Raw genomic sequence first — 19,632 nt, 5'->3', positions numbered from 1 at the left:
GTCCCCGAGAGCGTGCATGCTCTCGGGGACGATGCGGCGGGGATTACCGGGCGGTACGACTACGGTGCGTTGACCGCGCCAAGGGGTTGACCGCCCTCCAGCACCGCCACGATGTCGCGAGCGGCGGCGACACTGGCCTCGGCCCGAGCTTCTCGGGTCTGTCCCGCGAGATGAGACAACGTGACGACATTGGACATGCTCAGGAGCGGATTGTCGACCGCGACGGGTTCGCGTGCGAACACATCCAACCCGGCTCCGGCGATCCGGCCGCCTCGTAGCGCATCGATGAGTGCGAGTTCGTCGACCAGCGAGCCGCGGGCCGTGTTGACAAGATATGCAGAGGATTTCATCGCAGCGAGGGCTGGCCCGTCGATGATCGGCGAGCCGTCGGACTGCGCGCGTGCGTGCAGGGTCACGAAGTCGGACCGGGCGAGTAGGTCGTTTCGATCGACGTAGTCGACGCCCGAGCCGGACGTCGGGTGCCCGGTCGACACGAGAACGGACATGCCGAACGCCGCCCCCAGCTGCGCTACCGCTTGCCCGCTCGCCCCGAATCCGATGATTCCCAGGGTGGCACCGCGAAGTTCACGGGTGTCGTGTCGAGGCCAGGTGCCCTTCCGGACTCCATCGAGGGTCTCTCCGATTCGCTTGGCGCACATGAGTAAGAGCGTCATCGTCATTTCTGCGACCGCATTCTTGTTCGCACCGGGAGTGTTGCATACGACGATGCCTCTAGCGGTGGCGGCATCGACGTCGACCGAGTCGTACCCGACGCCGCTGCGCGCGATCACGCGGAGCGCTCGAGCGGTGTCGAGCATCTGCGCCGTAACGGGTTCGCCTGCGATCAGCGCCCCATCTGCCGAGCGCAGCAGGTCGGCCATCTCGCCCTCAGGGCGTCGACCGGTGGCCGGGCTGTGCACGGTGCGATGACCGGCGGCACGGAGCAGATCGTCCACCTGGTCGCCGGGCTCGAGGTAGTCGGTGGTGATGAGGATCGTTCCCACTCTCGCGGTTCCTCCTTCGACTGATCTGATGGGAGGTGTTTCGTTGTCGAACCTACAGTGAATCACCATCGGTCCCCGGGACGCCGGGAAGGATCAGTGCAGTTCGGGAAGAAATCGCAGCACGCGGGCCGTGTCCTCGAAACCGATACCTGGTGTTTCGGTGAGGCCGACACGATCGTTCCCGTCCACCGCGATCCACGTCCTCACGCAGGAGGATGTGCACCTCTTTCAGGCCGAATGCTGTCGCCCCTTACGTTCGCGGTCCTCCAACGCAGCGATTGCTGCGGAAGTGAAGCTCTCGACGATGTGCCGGCGAGTCAACGCTCCCGCCGCGCGGGCATCCTGCGCCACAACGAGTTCGAGCATCCGGAAATGCTCCTCGTGGTCGATGGAGCGTGGTTGCGCGCCGGATGGCAGCTCCAGGCCGATGCGTCTGTATCGGTCCGATTTGTCCCACAGATCATCCAGCATGCGGATCAGCACATCGTTGTGCGATGCGACGTACAGCGCACGGTGGAAGTTTCGGTGGGCCACCAACTCGTCCTCACCCCACGTCTGGGTCACCGGCAGAAGGCGCTCTGCGGCCGCTCGCATGTTCGCCACGTCTTGGTCGGTACGCCGTGCTGCGGCCAACTCGACAGCAGTCGGATCCAACGACAAGCGGACCTCGAAGAGCTGACGCGCCTCGCTCGTGCTCATCGGGGCGATCCGTACGTTCTTGTGATTGTCGAGCTCTATCAGTCCCTCACTACTGAGTCTGCGCACGGCTTCGCGAATCGGGGTGATGCTCATGTTCAACCGGTCGGCAAGCTCGTACTGAGCCAGCTTCGACCCCGCATCGAGGGTTCCCAGCAGAATCGACCTGCGCAACTCGACGTAGGCAACCTCGCCCTTGCTGGAAAAGACACTCGTTGGGGTGACCATCGCCGAAACCGCCTCTCCACCGATGTGACAGCAGCTCACCCGAGCTACCGGAACCACGTTGTTCAGACTGCACTACTTTGCCACTATTTCGGGAAACTCGAAAAGCCCCTGCTCCCGAGGGCCTGCCCGTGACGTCTGTTGTCCGCGGGCGATCCGGTCCGCGAGGTGGGGTGACTCGGGCCCGGTGGTGGTGACTTCAACGATGGTGGTGGCTCGGGGTTCTTGGGCCCAGGTGAGTTCGGTGCCGTCGGAGAGGGCCATTTTCTGTGAGGCGTTGTGGGTGTCGAAGCAATACCAGGGTCGACCGCGTTCACAGGCGCGGCATTCTCCGCCGACGGCGCGCGCCTGGTTGTGCGCTCCTGGGTTCGTAGCTCAAGCCTGCGGTCTCAACCCGTGACGACAGAGCGCGCCCCACCCGGAATGTCCAACCCGACGGCATCGCCCATCCGGACCACAGATCCTGCCGCCAACTCCACCTTCACCGCCAGCGAGCCCACCGTCACCTCGGCGACACTTCGAAATCCGGTGGGCCGTAGATCAGAGACAACTCCGCGAATCCCGTTGTCGTTCAATGTGATCAGCTCATGGCGTAGTAGCAGCACCGCAGGCCCGGCGGGCAGAGACACTCCCTCGACCTCCATCTCCCCGAGCTCGGAGCGATGCATCCGAACCCCGTCCCACGTGCCCTCGATTTCGTTCATTCCGCCCATCAGACGCGAAACCGCCAGCGTGCTCGGACGTGTGTAGGCCACTGCGATAGCGGAGTGATGCTCCAATCGGCCGTCGATGAGCACGGCCACCGAATCGGCCAGCACAGCAGCTTCCTGCTGATCATGGGTGACGAGCAGCAGAGTCTGATCGAGAGTCGCATGCAATTCGCGGACGAGATCGTGCATCTCGGAGCGCAACACCGGGTCCAGTGCACTGAAGGGCTCGTCCAACAGCAATACTTTCGGGGAGCCGGCGAGGGAACGCGCCAACGCGACCCGCTGGGCCTGACCGCCCGATACCTCGGACACCGCTCGGCTCCCGATATCACCGAGATGGACGAGGTCGAGATACTCCCTGGCACGTTCGCGGGACCGCTTTCGACTCTCCCCAGCAGCGCGGTAGGCGAAGCCGATGTTGTCCAGTACCGACATGTGGGGGAACAACATCGGGCGCTGGAAGACCATCCCCACCCCGCGGTTCTCGGCCGCAACGTCGTTGATCTCACGGCCGTCGATCCGCACGGTGCCCGCACTCGGGGAATCCAGTCCGGCAATGAGCCGTAGTGCGGTGCTCTTACCCGATCCAGATGGCCCGAGTATTGCCGTACACGAACCCGGTGGGACGGTGAGGTCCACTGCGTCCAGAGCGGCAACCGATTGACCGTCGTGCACTTTCGTGAGTCTGTGGACGGACAGCTCGACGCTCATCGGCCGGCCCCACGACGCAGCCGAGCGAGCATGACCACCAACACCAACGGCGGCACCACGGCCGCCACCGACAGCGCAGCCACCACCGAATCGTTTCCGGTTCCCGCAGCGAACGAGGCGACGAGAATGGGCACGGTGACCAGTCTGCCTCCTCCTATCAGCAACGTGATCACGTAATCGCTCCACGCCACGAGGAACGCGAGCAATGCCGCTCCCGCCAACGCCGGAGCCAGCAGTGGAATGCGAATTCGCCGCAGGATCAGCGCGGGCGAGGCACCGAGGGTGCGCGCCTCCTCCTCGTAGCCGATGTCGTACGCGCCGAACGCCACTCGCATCAGATACGTCGTGTACGGAACAGCTGCGACGGTCAGCAGCGCGATGACCGCCACCGTGCTCGGAACGTGCGATCGCAGTACCAGGACATCGAGTCCGAGCGCCACGGCGAACGGAGGCAGCGCCAGCGGCGCGAGAAGGATCCCGGTTACGACGGTGGGGAAGCGGACAGCACCGCGCACGAGGGCGTGAGCAGCCAACGCGCCCAGCGGCGTCGCGATGGCAGCGACGGCGAGGGCGAGCAGGGTCGACCGGATGAACGCGTCGACGCCACCGGCGTCGAGGGCGCTGCGGAATCCGTCGAAACCCCATGTCCGGGGAAACGAGTCGGGAAACGACCAGCGATTGCTGATGGCCCACAATGCAATCGGAACCAGGGGCAACAGGAACCACAGGACCAGAATGGACCTGCCGACGGCCGGAAGTACCCGGTTCACCTCCACCTTGTTCATTTCCACGCTGCCGATCGGCGCAGATAGTGCAGGGCCACTGCAGTCACGACGACCGTCAGCGCGGTGGCGACCGTTGCGGCCGCGGCTGCTTGTGGGCGCGTTTCGAGATCGATCGAGGTGAAGAGGCGAATCGCCATGACCGACAACGGCTCCGGATACGGTCGGCCCAGAATGCGGGCCACCTCGTAGGATCCGACGGTGTACGCGAACGCGATGGCCGCCGAGGCGATCAGCGCAGGCCGAGCCAGTGGCAGCGTGACCAGTCGCAGCCGCATCCACCGGCCCGCCCCGAGGGTGGCGGCCGTCTCGTCGAATGCTGCGACTCGGGTGGCCAGTGTTCCTGCCACGACGACGGCCACGAATGCCGATTCCTTCCACGAGTATTCGGCAACAACGGCAATCCACCACCGCCCACCGACCAGCGCTGGCCAACCGCCGTCGGTCATGCCGAGCAGGCGGGGCAACATCCCCGAATCCGCCAACAGCAACGCCATCGCCGCCGCACCGATCAGGTGCGGGACCGTGATGGTCAACCCGGCGGCCACCAGTGCCGTGCGCCGACCGGACAGTGCGGTCAGGGCTACCACGAGCCCGATCACCGTGGCCAACGCCGTCGAGACAGCCGCGATGGACAGCGTCAGCGCCACCGATCGCCACAGGTCGCCGCCCAACGCGGAGTGGGCGTCGGTGGACAGCTCGGGAGTTCCGACCAGCGGCATCAAACCCAGGCTCTGAAGTACGACGGTTCCCAGGCCGCCGCCGACGACGAGCACAACCAGCACGACGGCGGGTAGCACCGCCGCGGTGCCTCGAGAATTCGTCCCGGCCGAGTTCACTGCCCGGCGAGCACGCTTCGACGCCAACCCTCATCGAGCGGGGTGACCCATTCCGCGGACAGTTCGGGATGGGCGTTCGCGGAGATCACCTCGTATGACGGGACGACCGGCGAGGAGGGAAGTTGCTCGAACTTCGCCCGATCCTCCGGCGTCAGACGCGCGATGTCCAAGGCGGTGAACTGGCCCCACACGGCGGGCTCCGATTTGGCGAGTTGCTGCTCGGGCGAGAGAGCGAGGTTGGCCACCACCTGCGCCGCTGCGGACTTCCCCGAGGTCGACGGTATGGCGAGGAAACTCGCATTCCCGACGGTTCCCTCGTCGAGAGTCAGGACGCGGGTCTCCGGCGGGTAGGTGCCGTCGGCGACGAGTTGGGTGAGGGTGGCGGGCCCGTAGGTCATGGTCATGTCGATCTGACCGCCTGCGTAGAGGTCGTCGAGTTCGGAGGAGGACTGCGGATACGTCGTACCTTCGCGCCACAGTGACGGCGCGAGCGTGTTCAGCCGCTCGAACAGGGCCGGGGCGAGTCGATCGTAGGACTGCTGATCGAACTGTGCGGGCACCTGGTCGACGCCGCCCGATACGCTCACCAGCGCCTCACGCACGAACACCGATCCGGTGAAGTCCGGGGGAGCGGGGTAGGTGAAGCGGCCGGGGTTGGCTTGCGCCCACTCGAGCACGCCGTCGAATGTTCTGGGCGGATCTGCGATGGCGGCCGCGTTGTAGACCAACGTGAACTGCGCCTTGTGCCACGGCGATTCGCAATTGTCGACCGGGGTACCGAAGTCGTTGCTCAGCAGGGGATCTGCCGGGTCGGTCCACTGCATGTTCGGCAGCTTCTGGGTCCATCCGCACAGCCACGCGCCGGCCTGCTTACCGGTGCCGAAGTTCGCGCCGTTGACCCACACCAGGTCCACGTCGCCGTCGGTGACACCGGCCTGCCGCTCGGACAGGATGCGATTGACGGCATCGGTGGTCGACTCCACCGGGACCCGGCGCAGCGTGACCCCCTCCGCCGCGGCCGCGGGGGCGAGCACATCGTCGACGTAGGCGTTGCCCTGCTCGTCGCCGCCGTACATCCACAGCGAGACCGTCTGCCCCTGCGCCTGCTCCTGGATCTCGCTCCAGGACAGGTCCTCGGCGCGCGGAGCCTCCGATGATGGTGCCGCGCACGCGGTGAGAAACAACCCTGCGCTCGCTGCAATCGCCACTGCACGCCGTACTGAGCGAATCACCGTGTGCCCTCCAGATCAACCGAGGCAGCCGTCGTCGACGCTGCCCTCACCACCGTAATCGGTCGAATGCGACAACCGCTGAACACGCGGGCACAACGGCGGTGTGCACAATGGACCGTGACCGTCGGACGAGAGGCACACCGTGACGCAGGACCGCCCGACGCGTAGTCGTCGCGGCACCACTTTGAAACTGCTCGGGGTCGCCGCGGTTGTCATCACCGTGGTGATCGTGGTCGGCACCGTCGATTTACCCGATCCGTCGTTCATCCGCGATCGAGTGTCCTCGGCCGGTCCCTGGGGCATTGCATTGTTCGTGGTGCTCTATGCAGTCCTGTCGGCCACGCCGTTCCCCGCCAGTACGTTGACCATCGCGTCGGGGTTGCTGTTCGGGCTGGCGGTGGGGGCAACCGTCGTGGTGTTCGCCGCAACGATGGGGGCCTATCTCGGGTATTGGGGAGCGCGAGCGTTGGGACGCGGCCAAGTAGCCCGCACCGAATGGGACAAGCTGCGCAGGCTCGACGCCATGCTCGGACGACGTGGGTTGCTCTCGGTGCTGCTCGTGCGTCTGGTGCCGCTGCCGTTCTCGCTGGTCAACTACGCGGCCGGAGTCAGTGCGGTGGGTCAGCGTGACTACGTGGTGGGAACCATGATCGGGATCGTGCCCGCGACGGTCGCCTACACCGCGCTCGGTGCCTACGGGACCTCTCCGTTGTCGTGGCCGTTCGCCATCGCTCTGATCGCGGTACTGGCGATCGCGGCCGGTTCGGCGCTGTTGGCGCGCCGCTTGGGACTGACCGGAGCTGCAGAATGATCGACAGTTTTCTGCGCCGCCACCTCGAAGGCCCGCTCGATCGCTGTGCCCGAGCCCTCGACCGCCCCGCGATCACACCGGACCGGATCACCGCAGCAGGACTTGTACTCGGCCTCGGTAGCGCACTGGCAGCTGGCCTGCAGTTCTGGGCGCTCGCGTTGGTGTTGTGGATCGTCTCCCGCATCGCCGACGGCCTGGACGGGCCATTGGCGCGCAGGCGAAAGACAACAGCGGGGGCAGGCGGATTCTTCGACATCACCGCCGATTTCGTGGTCTACGGCACCACGGTGGTGGGCGTTGCAGTGGGTGCCTCGGCCGGCTACGACGCCCCGTGGTGGCCGTTCCTGCTGGTGTTGTTGGCGTACTACATCAACGGCACCGCGTTTCTCGCGTTCTCCTCCATCGCCGAGCGCAACGGCCGCACCATCGACGACGGCCGCTCGCTCTCCTTCCTCGGCGGTATGGCCGAGGGTGCCGAAACCATTGCGGTGCACAGTCTCTGGTTGTTACTGCCGGGAATCTCGTGGCAGATCGCGGTGGTCTGGGCGGCAGTGGTCGCGGTGAGCTCCGGTCAACGGATCATCGCCGGGTATCGCGCGCTTTCCTGAGAATCCAGGTGCCGCGCACCGTCGCCAGTGCGGCCAGTGCTCGCGAAATGACGGGAGAACCCAACTGTGCCTTCACATCCGCTATCGCCGCGTTCCACGGACCATCGTTGTACGTCGGATACGGATGGGTGGCCCCGGCGAGATCGCGGGTACGCAGCCCCTGCTCGACGGCGATGATCAGCTCCCCGATCGTCTCGCCCGCTCGAGGCCCCACCACGCACGCCCCGAGGATGCGACGCTTGCCGTCGAGTACCAGCGTCGTCGATCCGTCGGTAGCCCCCTCGGTGACGGCACGATCGAGGTGTCGGTGGTCGAGCGTCTGCAGACGGAGCCCCCGCTGCCGTGCAGTGCGTACATCGATTCCGGCCGAGGCGATTTCCGGATCGGTGAAGATCACCCGCGGAGTTCCCGTCGTACTGACCTTGCGGCCGAGACCGAGTGCCGCATTGCTCGCGGCCAGACTGCCGTGCACACCGGCAGTGTGGGTGAACTGCGGATGGCCGGTGAGATCTCCGGCCGCCCAGATGCGGGGATTGGTGGTGCGCAGATGCTCGTCGACCCGCACGAATCCGTTGTCGTCCAACCCCACACCGGCCGATTCCAGGCCCAAAGACGCGGTGCGTGGAGTCCGTCCGGCGGCGACGAGCACCCGATCGAACCCGAGTTCGACGCCCGTATCGGTGACGGCCGAGCCGTCCTCGATCCGCACGACGGCGGCGGAAGTCAGTACTCGCACGCCCTCGTTCGTGAGCACTCGAGTCAGTATCGCCGTCGCCGACGCGTCCTCGCGGGGCGCGATGGTCGCCGAACGTCCGACCAGCGTGACTTCGGATCCCAGGCGCGAGAATGCCTGCGCCATTTCGCAACCCACCGATCCGGCACCGACGATCAGCAGTCGCTGCGGCAGGTCCTTCAGATCCCACACGGTATCGCTGGTCAGGTAGTCCACGTGCTCGATGCCCTCGATCGCGGGCACCGTGGGATGCGCTCCGGTGGTCACGATCGCCTGCCCGAAGCGGAGCGTCCGCGTCCCGACCAGCACCGTGTTCGGCCCGGTGAACACTGCGTCCGCGTCGATCACCTGCACTCCGGCCTCGGCGAGGGCCTCCGGCGAATCGACCGGAGCGATCTCGGCGATCGCACTGTGCACGTGCTGCATCACGCGCGCGAAATCCACGCGCGGTGGGTCGGTGTCGATCCCGAAACGGGACGCCGATCGAACCGTCGCTGCCACCGAGGCAGCCCCGAGCAGTGCCTTGGAGGGCACGCATCCGGTCCACAGACAGTCGCCGCCGGTGCGTTCGCGTTCGACGAGAACAACCTCGCGCCCGAATCCGGCTGCGGTCTTCGCTGCCACGATGCCTGCGGTGCCGCCGCCCACGACGACCACGTCGGCGTAGTTCTCGGGCACACTCGAAGACGAACGACGGATTCCCATACCTCCCACTATGCCCGCGCCCTGGAGAGACTCGAGATGAGACGACCGACCAAGTACACCTTCTCGGCGCGCCTGTACGACATGATCTCCTTCGAGTGGCCGGTGTATCGCGCCGGACGGGAGGCGGCGTTCGAGTTGCTGAATCTGCCTGCTGGAAGCCATGTTCTGGACCTCGGCTGCGGCACGGGCCTGAACTTCGCGGGGTTGCAGCGGATGGTCGGTCCGATCGGGTCGATCACCGGAATCGACGCCAGCCCGCAGATGCTCGAACAGGCCCGACAGAGAGCCGACCGGGCCGGCTGGAACAACGTCACGCTCGTCGCAGCCGACGCCACCGCCCTCGCCAGCGCGGATCTGGGCAAGCGCGCCCCGTTCGATGCGGCCCTGAGCACCTACGCGCTGTCGCTGATGACGCCGTGGCAGGCGGCCCTCGACTCGATGATCGCGGCGACGCGAGTGGGCGGAGTGGTGGCCGTCGTCGACATGCAGCGGCCCGTCGGACGGGCGGCGGTGTGGACCCCGCTGGCCAAGCTTGCGTGTCGACTCGGAGGGGCGGACATCGAGGCCCATCCGTGGACGGCGATGACTCCACGACTCCAGCCGCTGAACTCCGCTTCGGTGCGGGGCGGGCACATCCAGGTTCGAGTCGGGACTGTCAGTTAATAATATTGTCAAGATTGGGCACTCACGGATCTCACACGTCTGCTTCGCTTGCATCGCTCGGGGCAGTTCCGAGACATTGGCTGTGTTGGGCATTCCCAGTGAGGCGGAGCCGACACTGGCTCGAACCGCAGTTTACGCCGTCGAGATCCTCAACGCCCATGACGAACCGGCGTTCGGTGGGGCGAGCGGATAGTAAGCCAGCAACCAAATTTGTGTGGGTGTGGGTAGAGCCGAGACGTCAAAGCCTTATGCGAGGCTGCCCTGTTCGCTTTCGGTGAAGCCATTTGCGGATGCTCTGATTAGGACTTCTGGTGACCCACCGTCATCCTCATTCACAAAGATCCTGACATCCTGTTGTGCGCGACTGATGGCCAGGTAGAGGAGTGAAAGAATCCGAGAGCGCTCGTTAGCTGTGGAAAGTGCCGAACTGAAGTCCGGAATCCCGGCGACTAAAACCGTGTCGAATTGCAAACCCGCTAGATACTCGGCCGGACCGACGACAACTCCTTTGCGTCGGTACCCTAGCCCCTCGATGTCGGACTTACCTGTGATGGAGGAAACATGATACTTGGCGGACTTCCCGATATCTGAAGCTAGCTCGCTGAACCGTTGCCATTGGCGCCCATCCACGACTGCGATTGCGACCCGGCCATTCATGTAGACCTCTTGCACCGCGCGGTAGACGTCGGTCTCTTCCGCGGACCTAGTGGCTGACGTCATAACTTTAGGGAGGGGGCCTGCGTCTTGCGATGACTCAACTTTAGAAAAGTCTATATCCCATTCATGGTCCAACCCGTACGTGGGAAATTCATGGTGAATGTGCTTGACTAGCTGTAGGATTTGAGGCGAGAATCTATGAACAGTCGTCAACTCAAAATTCGCTACTTCACCTAACTCATCTTCATTTTGGACCGCAGATGCAGACATGGTGTCGTCAGCTGCGATTCCGATAAATGCCTCTGAAGGGGATTGTCTCGGGTCGAGAGCCATAAATATTCTCGGGTAGCTAGCGACGTCACGCGTGAGATAGTGTAAGACCTGCCTTTCCAGTGGGTTAAAGAGATGAAATTCGTCGACAAAGACCAAGTCGTAGCCATCTGACTTCCGTGATCTGTTCCAAGCGTGAGTCTCAAGATGGCTCAAGAAGTCAGCCAATACTTGATCGGCCGTGACCAGTGAGCGAGCTTCTAGGCTTTCCATGTATTTTGTGTAGAGATGAAAGACAACCCTCATGTCGGGTTTGGTAGTTATTGGAAGCATCCATTGAGCGCGCTGGATTTGAGAGTATCTAAGTTCTGAGCCCGCCCCCGGGAATATAGCGGCGGCACCGATGACGGAGCCGAATTCGATTAGAAGGTCCCATGCGAGCGCTTTTCGATCGGTCTCTAGCTCTGAGTCAAAGCGGTCACGAAGACCACTGCTGACAGTGGCGCGGTAGGTAACCCAATCACCCTGAATAAATTCATCTAGAAGGTCGAAGATTTCGTCGAGTTGAGCCTGTTTACCGCTCAGGCTGTCGTCGCCGACGACGCTGTAGCCGCGACTGTCGTTCACGTAACCTGGAGCAATGCTTCGAGCAATTTCCAGCAGAGGGAACACCTCTATTTCCGTCAGGTAGTTTACCCCCATAGCATCAATCGAATCTGAAATCTGCGACGCTAAGGCCCAGCTGTGCGTAACGATAATAGCTCTGAAGGGTTCTGCTTTATCTCGATATAAGAGCGCCTCGCGGACGGCCTTGAGTGTAATGGCAAGGGTTTTTCCGGACCCGGCTGGACCACGAAGCCGTATGGATTTGTCTGTTGGGGCGTTGATGAACGCTTTTTGATCGGTGCTTATCGAATCCAGCCAACGCTCGTAAGACTGGGGCTTGTTCGTCCCCTCGTTCAGCGGTGGTAGCCGTATTTCGACGTCTGCAGGTTCGGGCCGTTTACTCTCCGCGAAGTGGCGTTTCGCTGCTTCAATGCCTTCATTCCATGCGCTGTCGACAAATTTTACTTTTTCGATCGGGGGTTCACCGAACGATGCTAGATCTGTCTTGCTGTCTGAAGTCGTCGTTCTCCAGAAGGTGACGTCGGCTGCGTCGTTGGGTGACACCTCGGCGATCCATCTCACGGAGCCTGTGGTCCTGCCGGGCACAGCGAAGAATGCAACTAGGTTATGGAATTTGAACTGATGCCACCCCCGGGGCAGGGATAATGGTGTGGTGCGGGCCCGTTCGGAAAACGATGCAACCCGACTGAGAACATCGCGTCTGAATTCTCTCAAGTTGTCAGGTACGAAGGGGTCGTCCGCAAATTCTTCGCGAATGAAAATTACTCGCTGGGTTTGAGGAACGTCGCCGGCGCCTGTCAGGACGTCAACTTCTGGTGTCGAGTGCAGATGCAATATTGGTGACGTATCAACCGAATCGGATGCAAGTCCACTTGCTAGCTCGCGCAACGCACGTACGGTAGTCACTAGAGGTTTCATTGAAATTCTTCCCCGATCATGTCGGCGTGCATGTCGCGTACCTGCTCGTATTCGTCCGGCAGTCCTATTGCTGTAAAGACTTGTGCAAAACGCTGGATCAGCGAATGTGCAAAGCGGTCTTGCAGTTTAGAGATTCTGCGATATTTTATAGGAGACCTTGTTGGTCCAGTTGCAATATCCTGTTGCCAGACTTGTTCAAGATGGCGTAGATATGCGAAATATCCTTCAAAGTGATCACGTGAAAACGAACTGACGAAAAGAGCATCGCCGGGCGGGTTTGAATAGGCGCTGCGGATGGGGGACATCACACGCTGAATCGCTTTTTCGCGTTTAGGTGGATTCGGACCGGTGGTCTGTGCATCAATCAATGCGCCAATGGCCGAATTTAGGTCGGTCGCGTCCGAGTAGATTAGTCGAATGCTGTCTATCGCGATCTTAGCGTCGTCGGCGTCCTTGCCCGAGAGATTTAGTTGCTCGATTATCTCGACGGTGTCTGCTTCGCTTACCCATTCACGAATCCGCATTGGGGACGTTTGAAGTCCCTTAGATCGTTGGATTATGTTAATGACCTCAGTGATTGGCTTTTCGGCGAGTCGTTCGCGAATTCCAGGTAGTTGCATTTCGGAGTGGTACTCGTTTGCGGAGAGTAAGGGAAGGCACGTCACCCTTCCCTGATGCTTCCTGTGGGCGAAGTCGCAGTCGGCAGTGATGATAAAAAGATGCCTCTGCCACATTTGGACTCCGTCGTCGGCTGCCTCCAGCACATCGCCTTGACCAAGGGGCTCCGAGGTTGTCACGTCTCGGTACTCGATCGATGGCTCTGGCATGCTCGTCCTTCCGATATGTGTCGACGTGATGCTAGTGCAGGCTGTCGTCCTGGCGGATTCGTTTCGGAGAATGCTCCTTCAGCATCGGTCACCTCTATAAGTGATCGACCGCCGAGGGGCTGCGCGCCCAACAGAGCCCCGCGCTGCTCGTCGACCACCATGAATTGCGTCGATCACCGCCGTGGTTGTGTGGTTGATACACAGGTCGTCGGCTGCGGAAGCGGCCCGTCGGACGGGCGGCGGTGTGTACCCCGCTGGCGAAGTTTGCGTGTCGACTCGGTGGGGCGGACATCGAGACTCATCCGTGGACGGCGATGACTCCACTGCTGCGGGATCTGTCGACTCGCGCTGTTCGCGGTGGCCATATCCAGGTTCGCGTCGGGACTGTGAGCCCTCGCCCCGCAGAGCCGATTTCATAAGGGCGCACGCGTGTTGTTGCCTTCAGTGTATCGCCGGGGTGGGGGCTTGCGGCAAGACCCCGTTGGGCGTGCAGACTCTTTCGGCTACCGACACGGAGGAGCTTCTATGGCAGACATCGCCGATACACCCGAGCGTTTTCGTGTGCACGAATCCGGTTCCTACTTTCATGGCACCAAGGCCGATCTCGAGGCCGGTGACTTCTTGGTCCCCGGCTACCGCTCCAATTACCGTCCCGAGCACATCTCGAACTACATCTACATGACCAAGGTGCTCGACGGTGCCGTGCTCGCAGCCGAGATGGCCGTCGGCGAGGGGAATCCGCGGGTCTACATCGTGCAGCCGACCGGCAGTGTGGAAGACGACCCGAACGTGACGGACAAGAAGTTTCCCGGCAACCCGACCCACTCCTATCGGAGCGCGGAACCGGTGCGGATAGTCGGGGAGACCACCGACTGGGTCGGACATTCGCCCGAATACCTGCAGCGTTTCCGAGACGGTCTGGAGGCGTTGAGGCGGACGGGCACTGCGATCCTTTACGACTAGGCGACACCTTCCGGTGAGTTTTGGCTCGGACAGAGGTCCACACGACCATGACGACACAGACGGTTTCCGTTCCCGGTGCGACCCTGACCTATGACGTGATCGGTGAGCTCGAGCCCGGGGTCACCCCCTTGGTGCTCATCGGCTCACCCATGGATGCGAGCGGGTTCGTGACGTTGGCATCGCACTTCCGCGACCGGGTGGTCGTCACGTACGACCCGAGAAATGTCGGACGCAGTCGACGAGACGACGCGACCGCCGCAGTCACCTTCGGCGAACATGCCGACGACCTGCATGCAGTGCTCACCGCCGTCGGCCACGGCCCCGTCGATGTCTTCGCCTCCAGCGGAGGTGCGGTCAATGCGCTGGTGCTCGTCAGCAGATACCCGTCCGACATCCGGACGTTGGTGGCCCACGAACCACCCGCCGGAGGCACGCTTCCTGACCGCGAGAACATTGCGACGGTGTGCGCACACATGGTGGCCACATACGACGCTCACGGCCGCGGCCCGGCAATGGCCGAATTCATGTCACTGCTGATGCACGCAGGCCCCATCGACGACGCGTTCTTCGGAAGGCCTGCACCGGACCCCGCGCAGTTCGGCCTCACGACCGAGGACGACGGAACCCGCGACGATGCCCTGATGTCCAATATGCGCGGGGGAGGCGTCGACTTCGCGCCGGATGTCGACGCATTGCGTGCTGCTCCCACCACAGTGGTGATCGGAGTAGGCGAAGAATCCGGCGGCCCCGAGGACGGTCACATCGCGGCTCGCGCAGCGTATTCGACTGCGACGCTCCTCGGATCGGAGCCGATCGTCTTTCCCGGCGGCCACTCGGGATTCCTCGGCGGCGAATTCGGTCAGACCGGAAAGCCGACCGAATTTGCCGAGAGTCTGCGAAAAAGATTGGGCTGAACAAGATTTGTCCCGAAGAAGACCCCACCGAACCAGGAGACATCATGGGCCTCATCACGTTGGAGCTGTTCGCCACCCTCGACCTCGTCGCGCAATCACCAGGAAGCCCCGAGGAAGATCCCGAGAACTTCCCCTACGGTGGCTGGCAGGTTCCTCTGCTGGACGAGGTCTCCGGGGCGCAAGTCGACGCTGCATACGAGGGCACGGATGCGCTCCTGCTCGGGCGGCGCACCTATGACATCTTCGCCGCGTACTGGCCGAACCAAAACGGCCCGTTCGCAACGTTGTTCAACGCCATACCGAAGTACGTGGCCTCGCGCGGCACACCCGATCTACAGTGGGACGGTTCGACCCAACTCGGGCCGGACCTGGTCGATGCGGTACGTGAGATCCGAGAGCGGCACGAGAACATCAAGGTCGTCGGAAGCCTGGATCTGGTTCAGACTCTGTTGCGCGAGAAGCTCTTCGATCGACTTGATCTATGGGTGCATCCCATCGTTCTCGGGGTGGGGAAGAGTGTGTTCACCGACGGGACCGTGCCCAGCAACCTGACGTTGCTCGAGCCACCGGCCGTCGGCGGAAAAGGCACCGTGCACCTGCGTTACGGCCTCGATATCGGAACACCGGAAACCGGTAGCATGGACGACGTGCAGGGCGGCTGATACGGCCGAGACGATCACTTCTTCTGGCGTCGGCTCCCGCCGTGCCAGTCCTGTTGCACGCCGGCTTCGTCCTCCTGCACACCGAGCGCCTTCAACTGGGGAAGCTCACGCAGGCTGCGCTTCATCTCGGCGAATCCCGGGAAGCGAGCCAGTCCGATCACGTTGTCCCACAGCGGTACTGCTTCTTCGTCGCTGGGTAGTCGGCTGATCACCGGTCCGAAGAAGGCGACGCCGTCCGGCGGCTCGAAGGCAATGATGGGTGTGCCGACGTCCTTGCCGGTCAGGGAGAGTGCGTGATCGGTTTCGGCCTGGATCTCCTCGTCGAGAGACGAATCATCCAGTGCTGCAGTGTGATGGGTGGGCAGCCCGAGTTCTTCGAGGATCGGGCCCAGGAATTCTGCGGTGCCGCGATAGCCGTGGCTCTTCGCATCGTCGGGGACCACCTCGGTGTCGAAGATGCGCTTGCCGAGGGCCTCATACAGTGGCCCGATCGCGGCAGACCCGTGCTCACGACGAATAGAGACAGCCGCCCGCAACAGTCGCAGACCTGCGGTGTGCCCGGCCTCGTACTCGGGCGGGAAGTGCGCGTCGTAGTCGATGTGGGAATTGAGCAGTCGCAGTGAGATGACCCGCCAGTCGACGGTGTAGTCGCGCTGGGCCTGGACCTTACGAACCCATTTGCTGGTCATCCAGGCGAACGGGCACACCGGATCGAAATAGAAATCGATATCGGACATCGAGGGACACTCCTTCTCGGGCGGAATTTCGGTGCATTCGACGGTATGCCCACCGACGTCAGTTCTCACCCAACTAGTTCTCACCCAACAAGGCCGTGCGTTGTTCGCTGACCACCGCGCGAATGGCGTCGACCACCGCCGAGACCTCGGGCCGTCGCAGTGTTTCGGTACGGGTGACCAGCCAGTAGGTCAGTTTCACCGCGATGGCGTCGGGCAGAATTCTTTTCAGGTCCGGGTGGCGGTCGGCCATGAAACACGGCAACAGTCCGATTCCGGCCGAGGCTCGGGTGGCCTCGACGTGGACGAAGACGTTGGTCGAGGTGACCGACTCACGCATCGTGGGAGTGAAGTTCGGGGCCAGATCGAGATCGTCCACATGCAGCATCGAGTCGATGAAGTAGATGAACGGGTGCGCAGAAAGGTCGGCGGGCACCTGCGGCGTTCCGTGCTCCTGTACATAGGTCTGGGAGGCGTAGAGGCCGAGTCGATAGTCTCCCAGTCGAATCGCCTCGGCGCGATGAACTTGCGGTTGTCCGACGACGATCTCGATGTCCAAGCCGGATCGTTGCTGCGATGCGCGCCTGGTGACAGCGACGATCTCCACGGATACTCGGGGATGAGCGCGCTGCACTCGCGCCGCGGCCGGGGCTGCGATGTAGGCGCTGAATCCGTCCGTGGCCGAAATGCGCACGACGCCTTCCAGTGCACCTGCGTCGTTCGAGACGAGGGTGCGCAGCGCATCCTCGACGGCCTCGGCCGCAGCCAGTGCGCCGCGGCCCAGTTGGGTCAGCTCCCAGCCGCCGGCGCCACGGGTGAGAACTCGGCCGCCGAGCGTGTCCTCGAGCGCGGCGATGCGTCGGGAAATGGTCGTGTGGTTGATGCCCAGGTCGTCGGCCGCGGAGCTGTAGCGACCCGTTCGGCTGACGGCAAGCAGCACCAGCAGGTCGTCTGCACTGGGGATCTTCGCCCAACCGAGGGTCATGTGTGCATTTTTGCAGATCCCACCTGCGTTCATGGCTCTTGCGCCGACAAACATCTGCACCAATACTCAGAGCATCCCGCATATGTGTGGTCCATCACATATCGCGACGCGCAGTGCCGAGCAACACAGGAGAAGTTATGAGTGTCGACGAACAGTCGCCAGCAGGTCGATCCCAACCGGATCCAGATGCCACCCCGTCAGGTCTCAAGAAGGTCGTGGCCGCCTCGATGGCAGGCACCATCGTCGAGTGGTACGAGTTCTTCCTCTACGGCACCGCGGCGACGCTGGTGTTCAGCAAGATCTTCTTCGCCGCCGGAACCAGCGAACTGGATGCGATCCTCGCTGCGTTCGTCACCTACGCCGTCGGCTTCGTCGCCAGGCCGTTGGGCGGCATCGTCTTCGGGCACTACGGAGACAAGTACGGCCGAAAGAAGCTGCTGCAGTTCAGCCTCATCCTCGTCGGCGGAGCTACGTTCCTGATGGGTTGCCTGCCGACATTCGAGGCGATCGGTTACTGGGCACCGGCGCTGCTGGTCGCATTGCGTTTCATCCAGGGATTCGCCGTCGGCGGAGAGTGGGGTGGCGCGGTTCTCCTTGTGGCAGAACACAGCCCCAACAAGTCTCGCGGATTCTGGGCCAGCTGGCCACAGGCAGGCGTTCCCGCCGGCAACCTGCTGGCGACCGTCGTGCTGCTGGTGCTGACCACCACGCTCTCCGACGAAGCCTTCCTCAGTTGGGGCTGGCGCGTGGCCTTCTGGCTCTCCGCCGTCATCGTCTTCGTCGGCTACTACATCCGCACCAAGGTCACCGACGCCCCGATCTTCCTGGAGGCGCAGAAGCAGGCCGAGGTCATCAAGGCTGCGTCGTACGGAGTCTTCGAGGTCATCAAGCGTTATCCGCGTGGAGTTTTCACTGCGATGGGGCTGCGCTTCGGTGAGAACGTCATGTACTACCTCGTCGTGACGTTCACCATCACCTACCTCAAGGTGGAGGTCGGTACCGACACCACGACCATTCTGTGGTGGATGCTCGCCGCGCACGCCATCCACTTCTGCGTCATCCCTATGGTGGGCAAGCTCGCCGACCGCGTCGGCCGCCGCCCCGTCTACCTCTTCGGCGCACTGGCCGCCGGAACCTGGGGCTTCTTCGCCTTCCCGATGTTCAACAGCGGGCACAACGTGGTCATCATGTTGGCCATCATCATCGGCCTGATCTTCCACGCGTTCATGTACGCAACTCAGCCGGCGATCATGGCCGAGATGTTCCCGACGCGAATGCGGTACTCCGGTGTGTCCCTCGGCTATCAGGTCACCTCGATCGTCGCGGGCTCGCTCGCCCCGATCATCGCGGTGTTCCTGCTGAACCGATACGGCTCCTCGGTTCCGATCGCCTGGTACTTGGCAGGATCGGCGCTGGTCACCGTGATCGCAGTCGTCGCGGCCCGTGAGACAAAGGGATTGGCACTCGAGACGATCGATATCGCCGACGCCAAGAACCTGGCCACCGAGGCCGAGCTGGCCAAGGTGGGCCTGCTCGATCAGAATGTGAAGCGGTGACCGACCTGACCGGACGCTCCGCCCTCGTCACCGGGGGAGCGTCCGGCATCGGGGCAGCCTGTGTGCGGGAGCTCGCTTCACGAGGTGCCCGGGTCACCATCGCCGACGTGAACGACGTTGCCGCAAAGGAATTGGCGCTCGAGCTCGGTGGTGACGTCTGGTCGGTGGATCTACTCGACACCACCGCCCTGGACGACCTCCAGCTCGACGTCGACATCCTCGTCAACAACGCGGGCATCCAAACCGTCGCCCCGATCGTCGAGTTCGATCCGGGTGCGTTCCGCAGAATTCAGACGCTGATGGTCGAAGCCCCCTTTCTTTTGATTCGCGCGGCGCTGCCTGGGATGTACGCCCGCCGGTTCGGCCGGATTGTGAACCTGTCGTCGGTGCACGGACTGCGGGCATCGGAATTCAAGGTCGCCTACGTCACCGCCAAACATGCACTCGAAGGACTGTCGAAAGTGACGGCCCTCGAAGGCGCAGCCCACGGTGTGACGAGCAACTGCGTCAACCCGGGATACGTGCGAACACCCCTGGTGGAAAAGCAGATCGCCGAGCAGGCCAAAGCGCATGGCATCCCCGAGAACGAAGTACTCGAAAAGGTGCTGCTCACCGAGGCAGCCATCAAGCGACTCGTCGAGCCAGCCGAAGTCGCCTCACTGGTGGGGTGGCTGACCTCGGAGAACGCGGGCATGGTCACCGGTGCGTCGTACACCATGGACGGTGGTTGGTCGGCTCGCTAGGTTCGGTGCCCCCGCCTTCGTCAATGGTCCACTGCACATACGTCTGGGCGCGTCAAT

At 63.0% G+C, this 19,632-nt stretch carries 19 protein-coding genes and 1 pseudogene; 8 read left to right on the top strand and 12 right to left on the bottom strand.

The genetic code is table 11. From position 1 onward, the window contains the following. Positions 1-59: 59 nt before the first annotated feature. From ACOQFP_RS13565 to ACOQFP_RS13535, 7 genes and pseudogenes are all read right to left on the bottom strand, one after another. On the bottom strand, positions 60-1,004 hold the full coding sequence (locus tag ACOQFP_RS13565; protein ID WP_341244382.1) for a phosphoglycerate dehydrogenase: 945 nt from the start codon (positions 1,002-1,004) through the stop codon (positions 60-62). 228 nt (positions 1,005-1,232) lie between these two features. Continuing rightward, a complete protein-coding gene (locus ACOQFP_RS13560) occupies positions 1,233-1,928 on the bottom strand; it encodes a GntR family transcriptional regulator (protein ID WP_206491013.1) in 696 nt (231 codons plus the stop codon). Positions 1,929-2,159: 231 nt separating this feature from the next. Continuing rightward, a pseudogene (locus ACOQFP_RS13555) lies at positions 2,160-2,270 on the bottom strand (S-(hydroxymethyl)mycothiol dehydrogenase); the annotation flags it as partial. A 44-nt stretch (positions 2,271-2,314) separates the two neighbouring features. Then, positions 2,315-3,310: an ABC transporter ATP-binding protein gene (locus tag ACOQFP_RS13550; protein WP_421584608.1), complete on the bottom strand. Its 996-nt coding sequence runs from the start codon at positions 3,308-3,310 to the stop codon at positions 2,315-2,317. Positions 3,311-3,342: 32 nt separating this feature from the next. After that, entirely contained in the window at positions 3,343-4,131 is a 789-nt protein-coding gene (locus ACOQFP_RS13545) for an ABC transporter permease (protein WP_241257126.1), read from the bottom strand. Next, entirely contained in the window at positions 4,128-4,913 is a 786-nt protein-coding gene (locus tag ACOQFP_RS13540) for an ABC transporter permease subunit (RefSeq protein WP_421584607.1), read from the bottom strand. The genes ACOQFP_RS13545 and ACOQFP_RS13540 overlap by 4 nt, the downstream gene beginning before the upstream one ends. A gap of 50 nt (positions 4,914-4,963) precedes the next feature. Further along, entirely contained in the window at positions 4,964-6,199 is a 1,236-nt protein-coding gene (locus ACOQFP_RS13535; protein WP_341244385.1) for an ABC transporter substrate-binding protein, read from the bottom strand. Positions 6,200-6,341: 142 nt separating this feature from the next. Between ACOQFP_RS13535 and ACOQFP_RS13530 the strand changes: the two genes are divergently transcribed. Both ACOQFP_RS13530 and ACOQFP_RS13525 read left to right on the top strand, forming a co-directional pair. Continuing rightward, positions 6,342-7,010, top strand: coding sequence for a VTT domain-containing protein (locus ACOQFP_RS13530; RefSeq protein ID WP_341244386.1), 669 nt, complete (start codon positions 6,342-6,344; stop codon positions 7,008-7,010). After that, positions 7,007-7,618, top strand: coding sequence for a CDP-alcohol phosphatidyltransferase family protein (locus tag ACOQFP_RS13525; RefSeq protein WP_341244387.1), 612 nt, complete (start codon positions 7,007-7,009; stop codon positions 7,616-7,618). Before ACOQFP_RS13530 ends, ACOQFP_RS13525 begins: the two co-directional genes overlap by 4 nt. On the opposite strand, the gene ACOQFP_RS13520 is transcribed toward ACOQFP_RS13525, so the two are convergent. Then, positions 7,590-9,056 carry a dihydrolipoyl dehydrogenase family protein gene (locus ACOQFP_RS13520; RefSeq protein WP_421584606.1) on the bottom strand — a complete coding sequence of 489 codons (1,467 nt, stop codon included), beginning with the start codon at positions 9,054-9,056 and terminating at the stop codon, positions 7,590-7,592. The two genes, ACOQFP_RS13525 and ACOQFP_RS13520, sit on opposite strands and share 29 nt — an antisense overlap. 36 nt (positions 9,057-9,092) lie before the next feature. On the opposite strand from ACOQFP_RS13520, the gene ACOQFP_RS13515 reads away from it, so the two are divergent. Further along, positions 9,093-9,719 (top strand): class I SAM-dependent methyltransferase, encoded by a 627-nt coding sequence (locus ACOQFP_RS13515; protein ID WP_421584605.1) that lies wholly within the window; start codon positions 9,093-9,095, stop codon positions 9,717-9,719. Positions 9,720-9,965: 246 nt separating this feature from the next. On the opposite strand, the gene ACOQFP_RS13510 is transcribed toward ACOQFP_RS13515, so the two are convergent. Both ACOQFP_RS13510 and ACOQFP_RS13505 read right to left on the bottom strand, forming a co-directional pair. Then, positions 9,966-11,816, bottom strand: coding sequence for a UvrD-helicase domain-containing protein (locus ACOQFP_RS13510; protein WP_421584604.1), 1,851 nt, complete (start codon positions 11,814-11,816; stop codon positions 9,966-9,968). A 371-nt stretch (positions 11,817-12,187) separates the two neighbouring features. After that, entirely contained in the window at positions 12,188-12,988 is an 801-nt protein-coding gene (locus tag ACOQFP_RS13505; protein ID WP_421584603.1) for a hypothetical protein, read from the bottom strand. 555 nt (positions 12,989-13,543) lie between these two features. Here ACOQFP_RS13505 and arr point away from each other — a divergent pair. From arr to ACOQFP_RS13490, 3 genes are read left to right on the top strand one after another with little or no spacing between them, the layout of a single operon-like run. Further along, positions 13,544-13,981, top strand: coding sequence for an NAD(+)--rifampin ADP-ribosyltransferase (gene arr, locus ACOQFP_RS13500; protein WP_421584602.1), 438 nt, complete (start codon positions 13,544-13,546; stop codon positions 13,979-13,981). Between the two features lie 47 nt (positions 13,982-14,028). Next, positions 14,029-14,895, top strand: a complete 867-nt coding sequence (locus ACOQFP_RS13495; RefSeq protein ID WP_421584601.1) for an alpha/beta fold hydrolase — start codon at positions 14,029-14,031, stop codon at positions 14,893-14,895. A gap of 44 nt (positions 14,896-14,939) precedes the next feature. Then, the gene (locus ACOQFP_RS13490; RefSeq protein WP_421584600.1) at positions 14,940-15,557 is read left to right on the top strand and encodes a dihydrofolate reductase family protein; all 618 of its coding nucleotides are present in this window, start codon (positions 14,940-14,942) and stop codon (positions 15,555-15,557) included. A gap of 14 nt (positions 15,558-15,571) precedes the next feature. Here the strand turns inward: ACOQFP_RS13490 and ACOQFP_RS13485 are convergent, their stop codons facing one another. Next, positions 15,572-16,294, bottom strand: coding sequence for a hypothetical protein (locus tag ACOQFP_RS13485; RefSeq protein ID WP_421584599.1), 723 nt, complete (start codon positions 16,292-16,294; stop codon positions 15,572-15,574). 73 nt (positions 16,295-16,367) lie between these two features. After that, positions 16,368-17,276 (bottom strand): LysR family transcriptional regulator, encoded by a 909-nt coding sequence (locus tag ACOQFP_RS13480; RefSeq protein ID WP_421584598.1) that lies wholly within the window; start codon positions 17,274-17,276, stop codon positions 16,368-16,370. A gap of 137 nt (positions 17,277-17,413) precedes the next feature. Here ACOQFP_RS13480 and ACOQFP_RS13475 point away from each other — a divergent pair, with 137 nt between their 5' ends. Both ACOQFP_RS13475 and ACOQFP_RS13470 read left to right on the top strand, forming a co-directional pair. After that, complete coding sequence (locus ACOQFP_RS13475) at positions 17,414-18,832, top strand: MFS transporter (protein ID WP_421584597.1); 1,419 nt, start codon at positions 17,414-17,416, stop codon at positions 18,830-18,832. Beyond that, complete coding sequence (locus tag ACOQFP_RS13470; protein WP_421584596.1) at positions 18,829-19,575, top strand: 3-hydroxybutyrate dehydrogenase; 747 nt, start codon at positions 18,829-18,831, stop codon at positions 19,573-19,575. Before ACOQFP_RS13475 ends, ACOQFP_RS13470 begins: the two co-directional genes overlap by 4 nt. Positions 19,576-19,632: the final 57 nt, after the last annotated feature.

Source organism: Rhodococcus sp. MALMAid1271, assembly GCF_049195265.1.
Taxonomy (GTDB): domain Bacteria; phylum Actinomycetota; class Actinomycetes; order Mycobacteriales; family Mycobacteriaceae; genus Rhodococcoides.
This window is presented reverse-complemented; position numbering and strand designations above follow the sequence as displayed.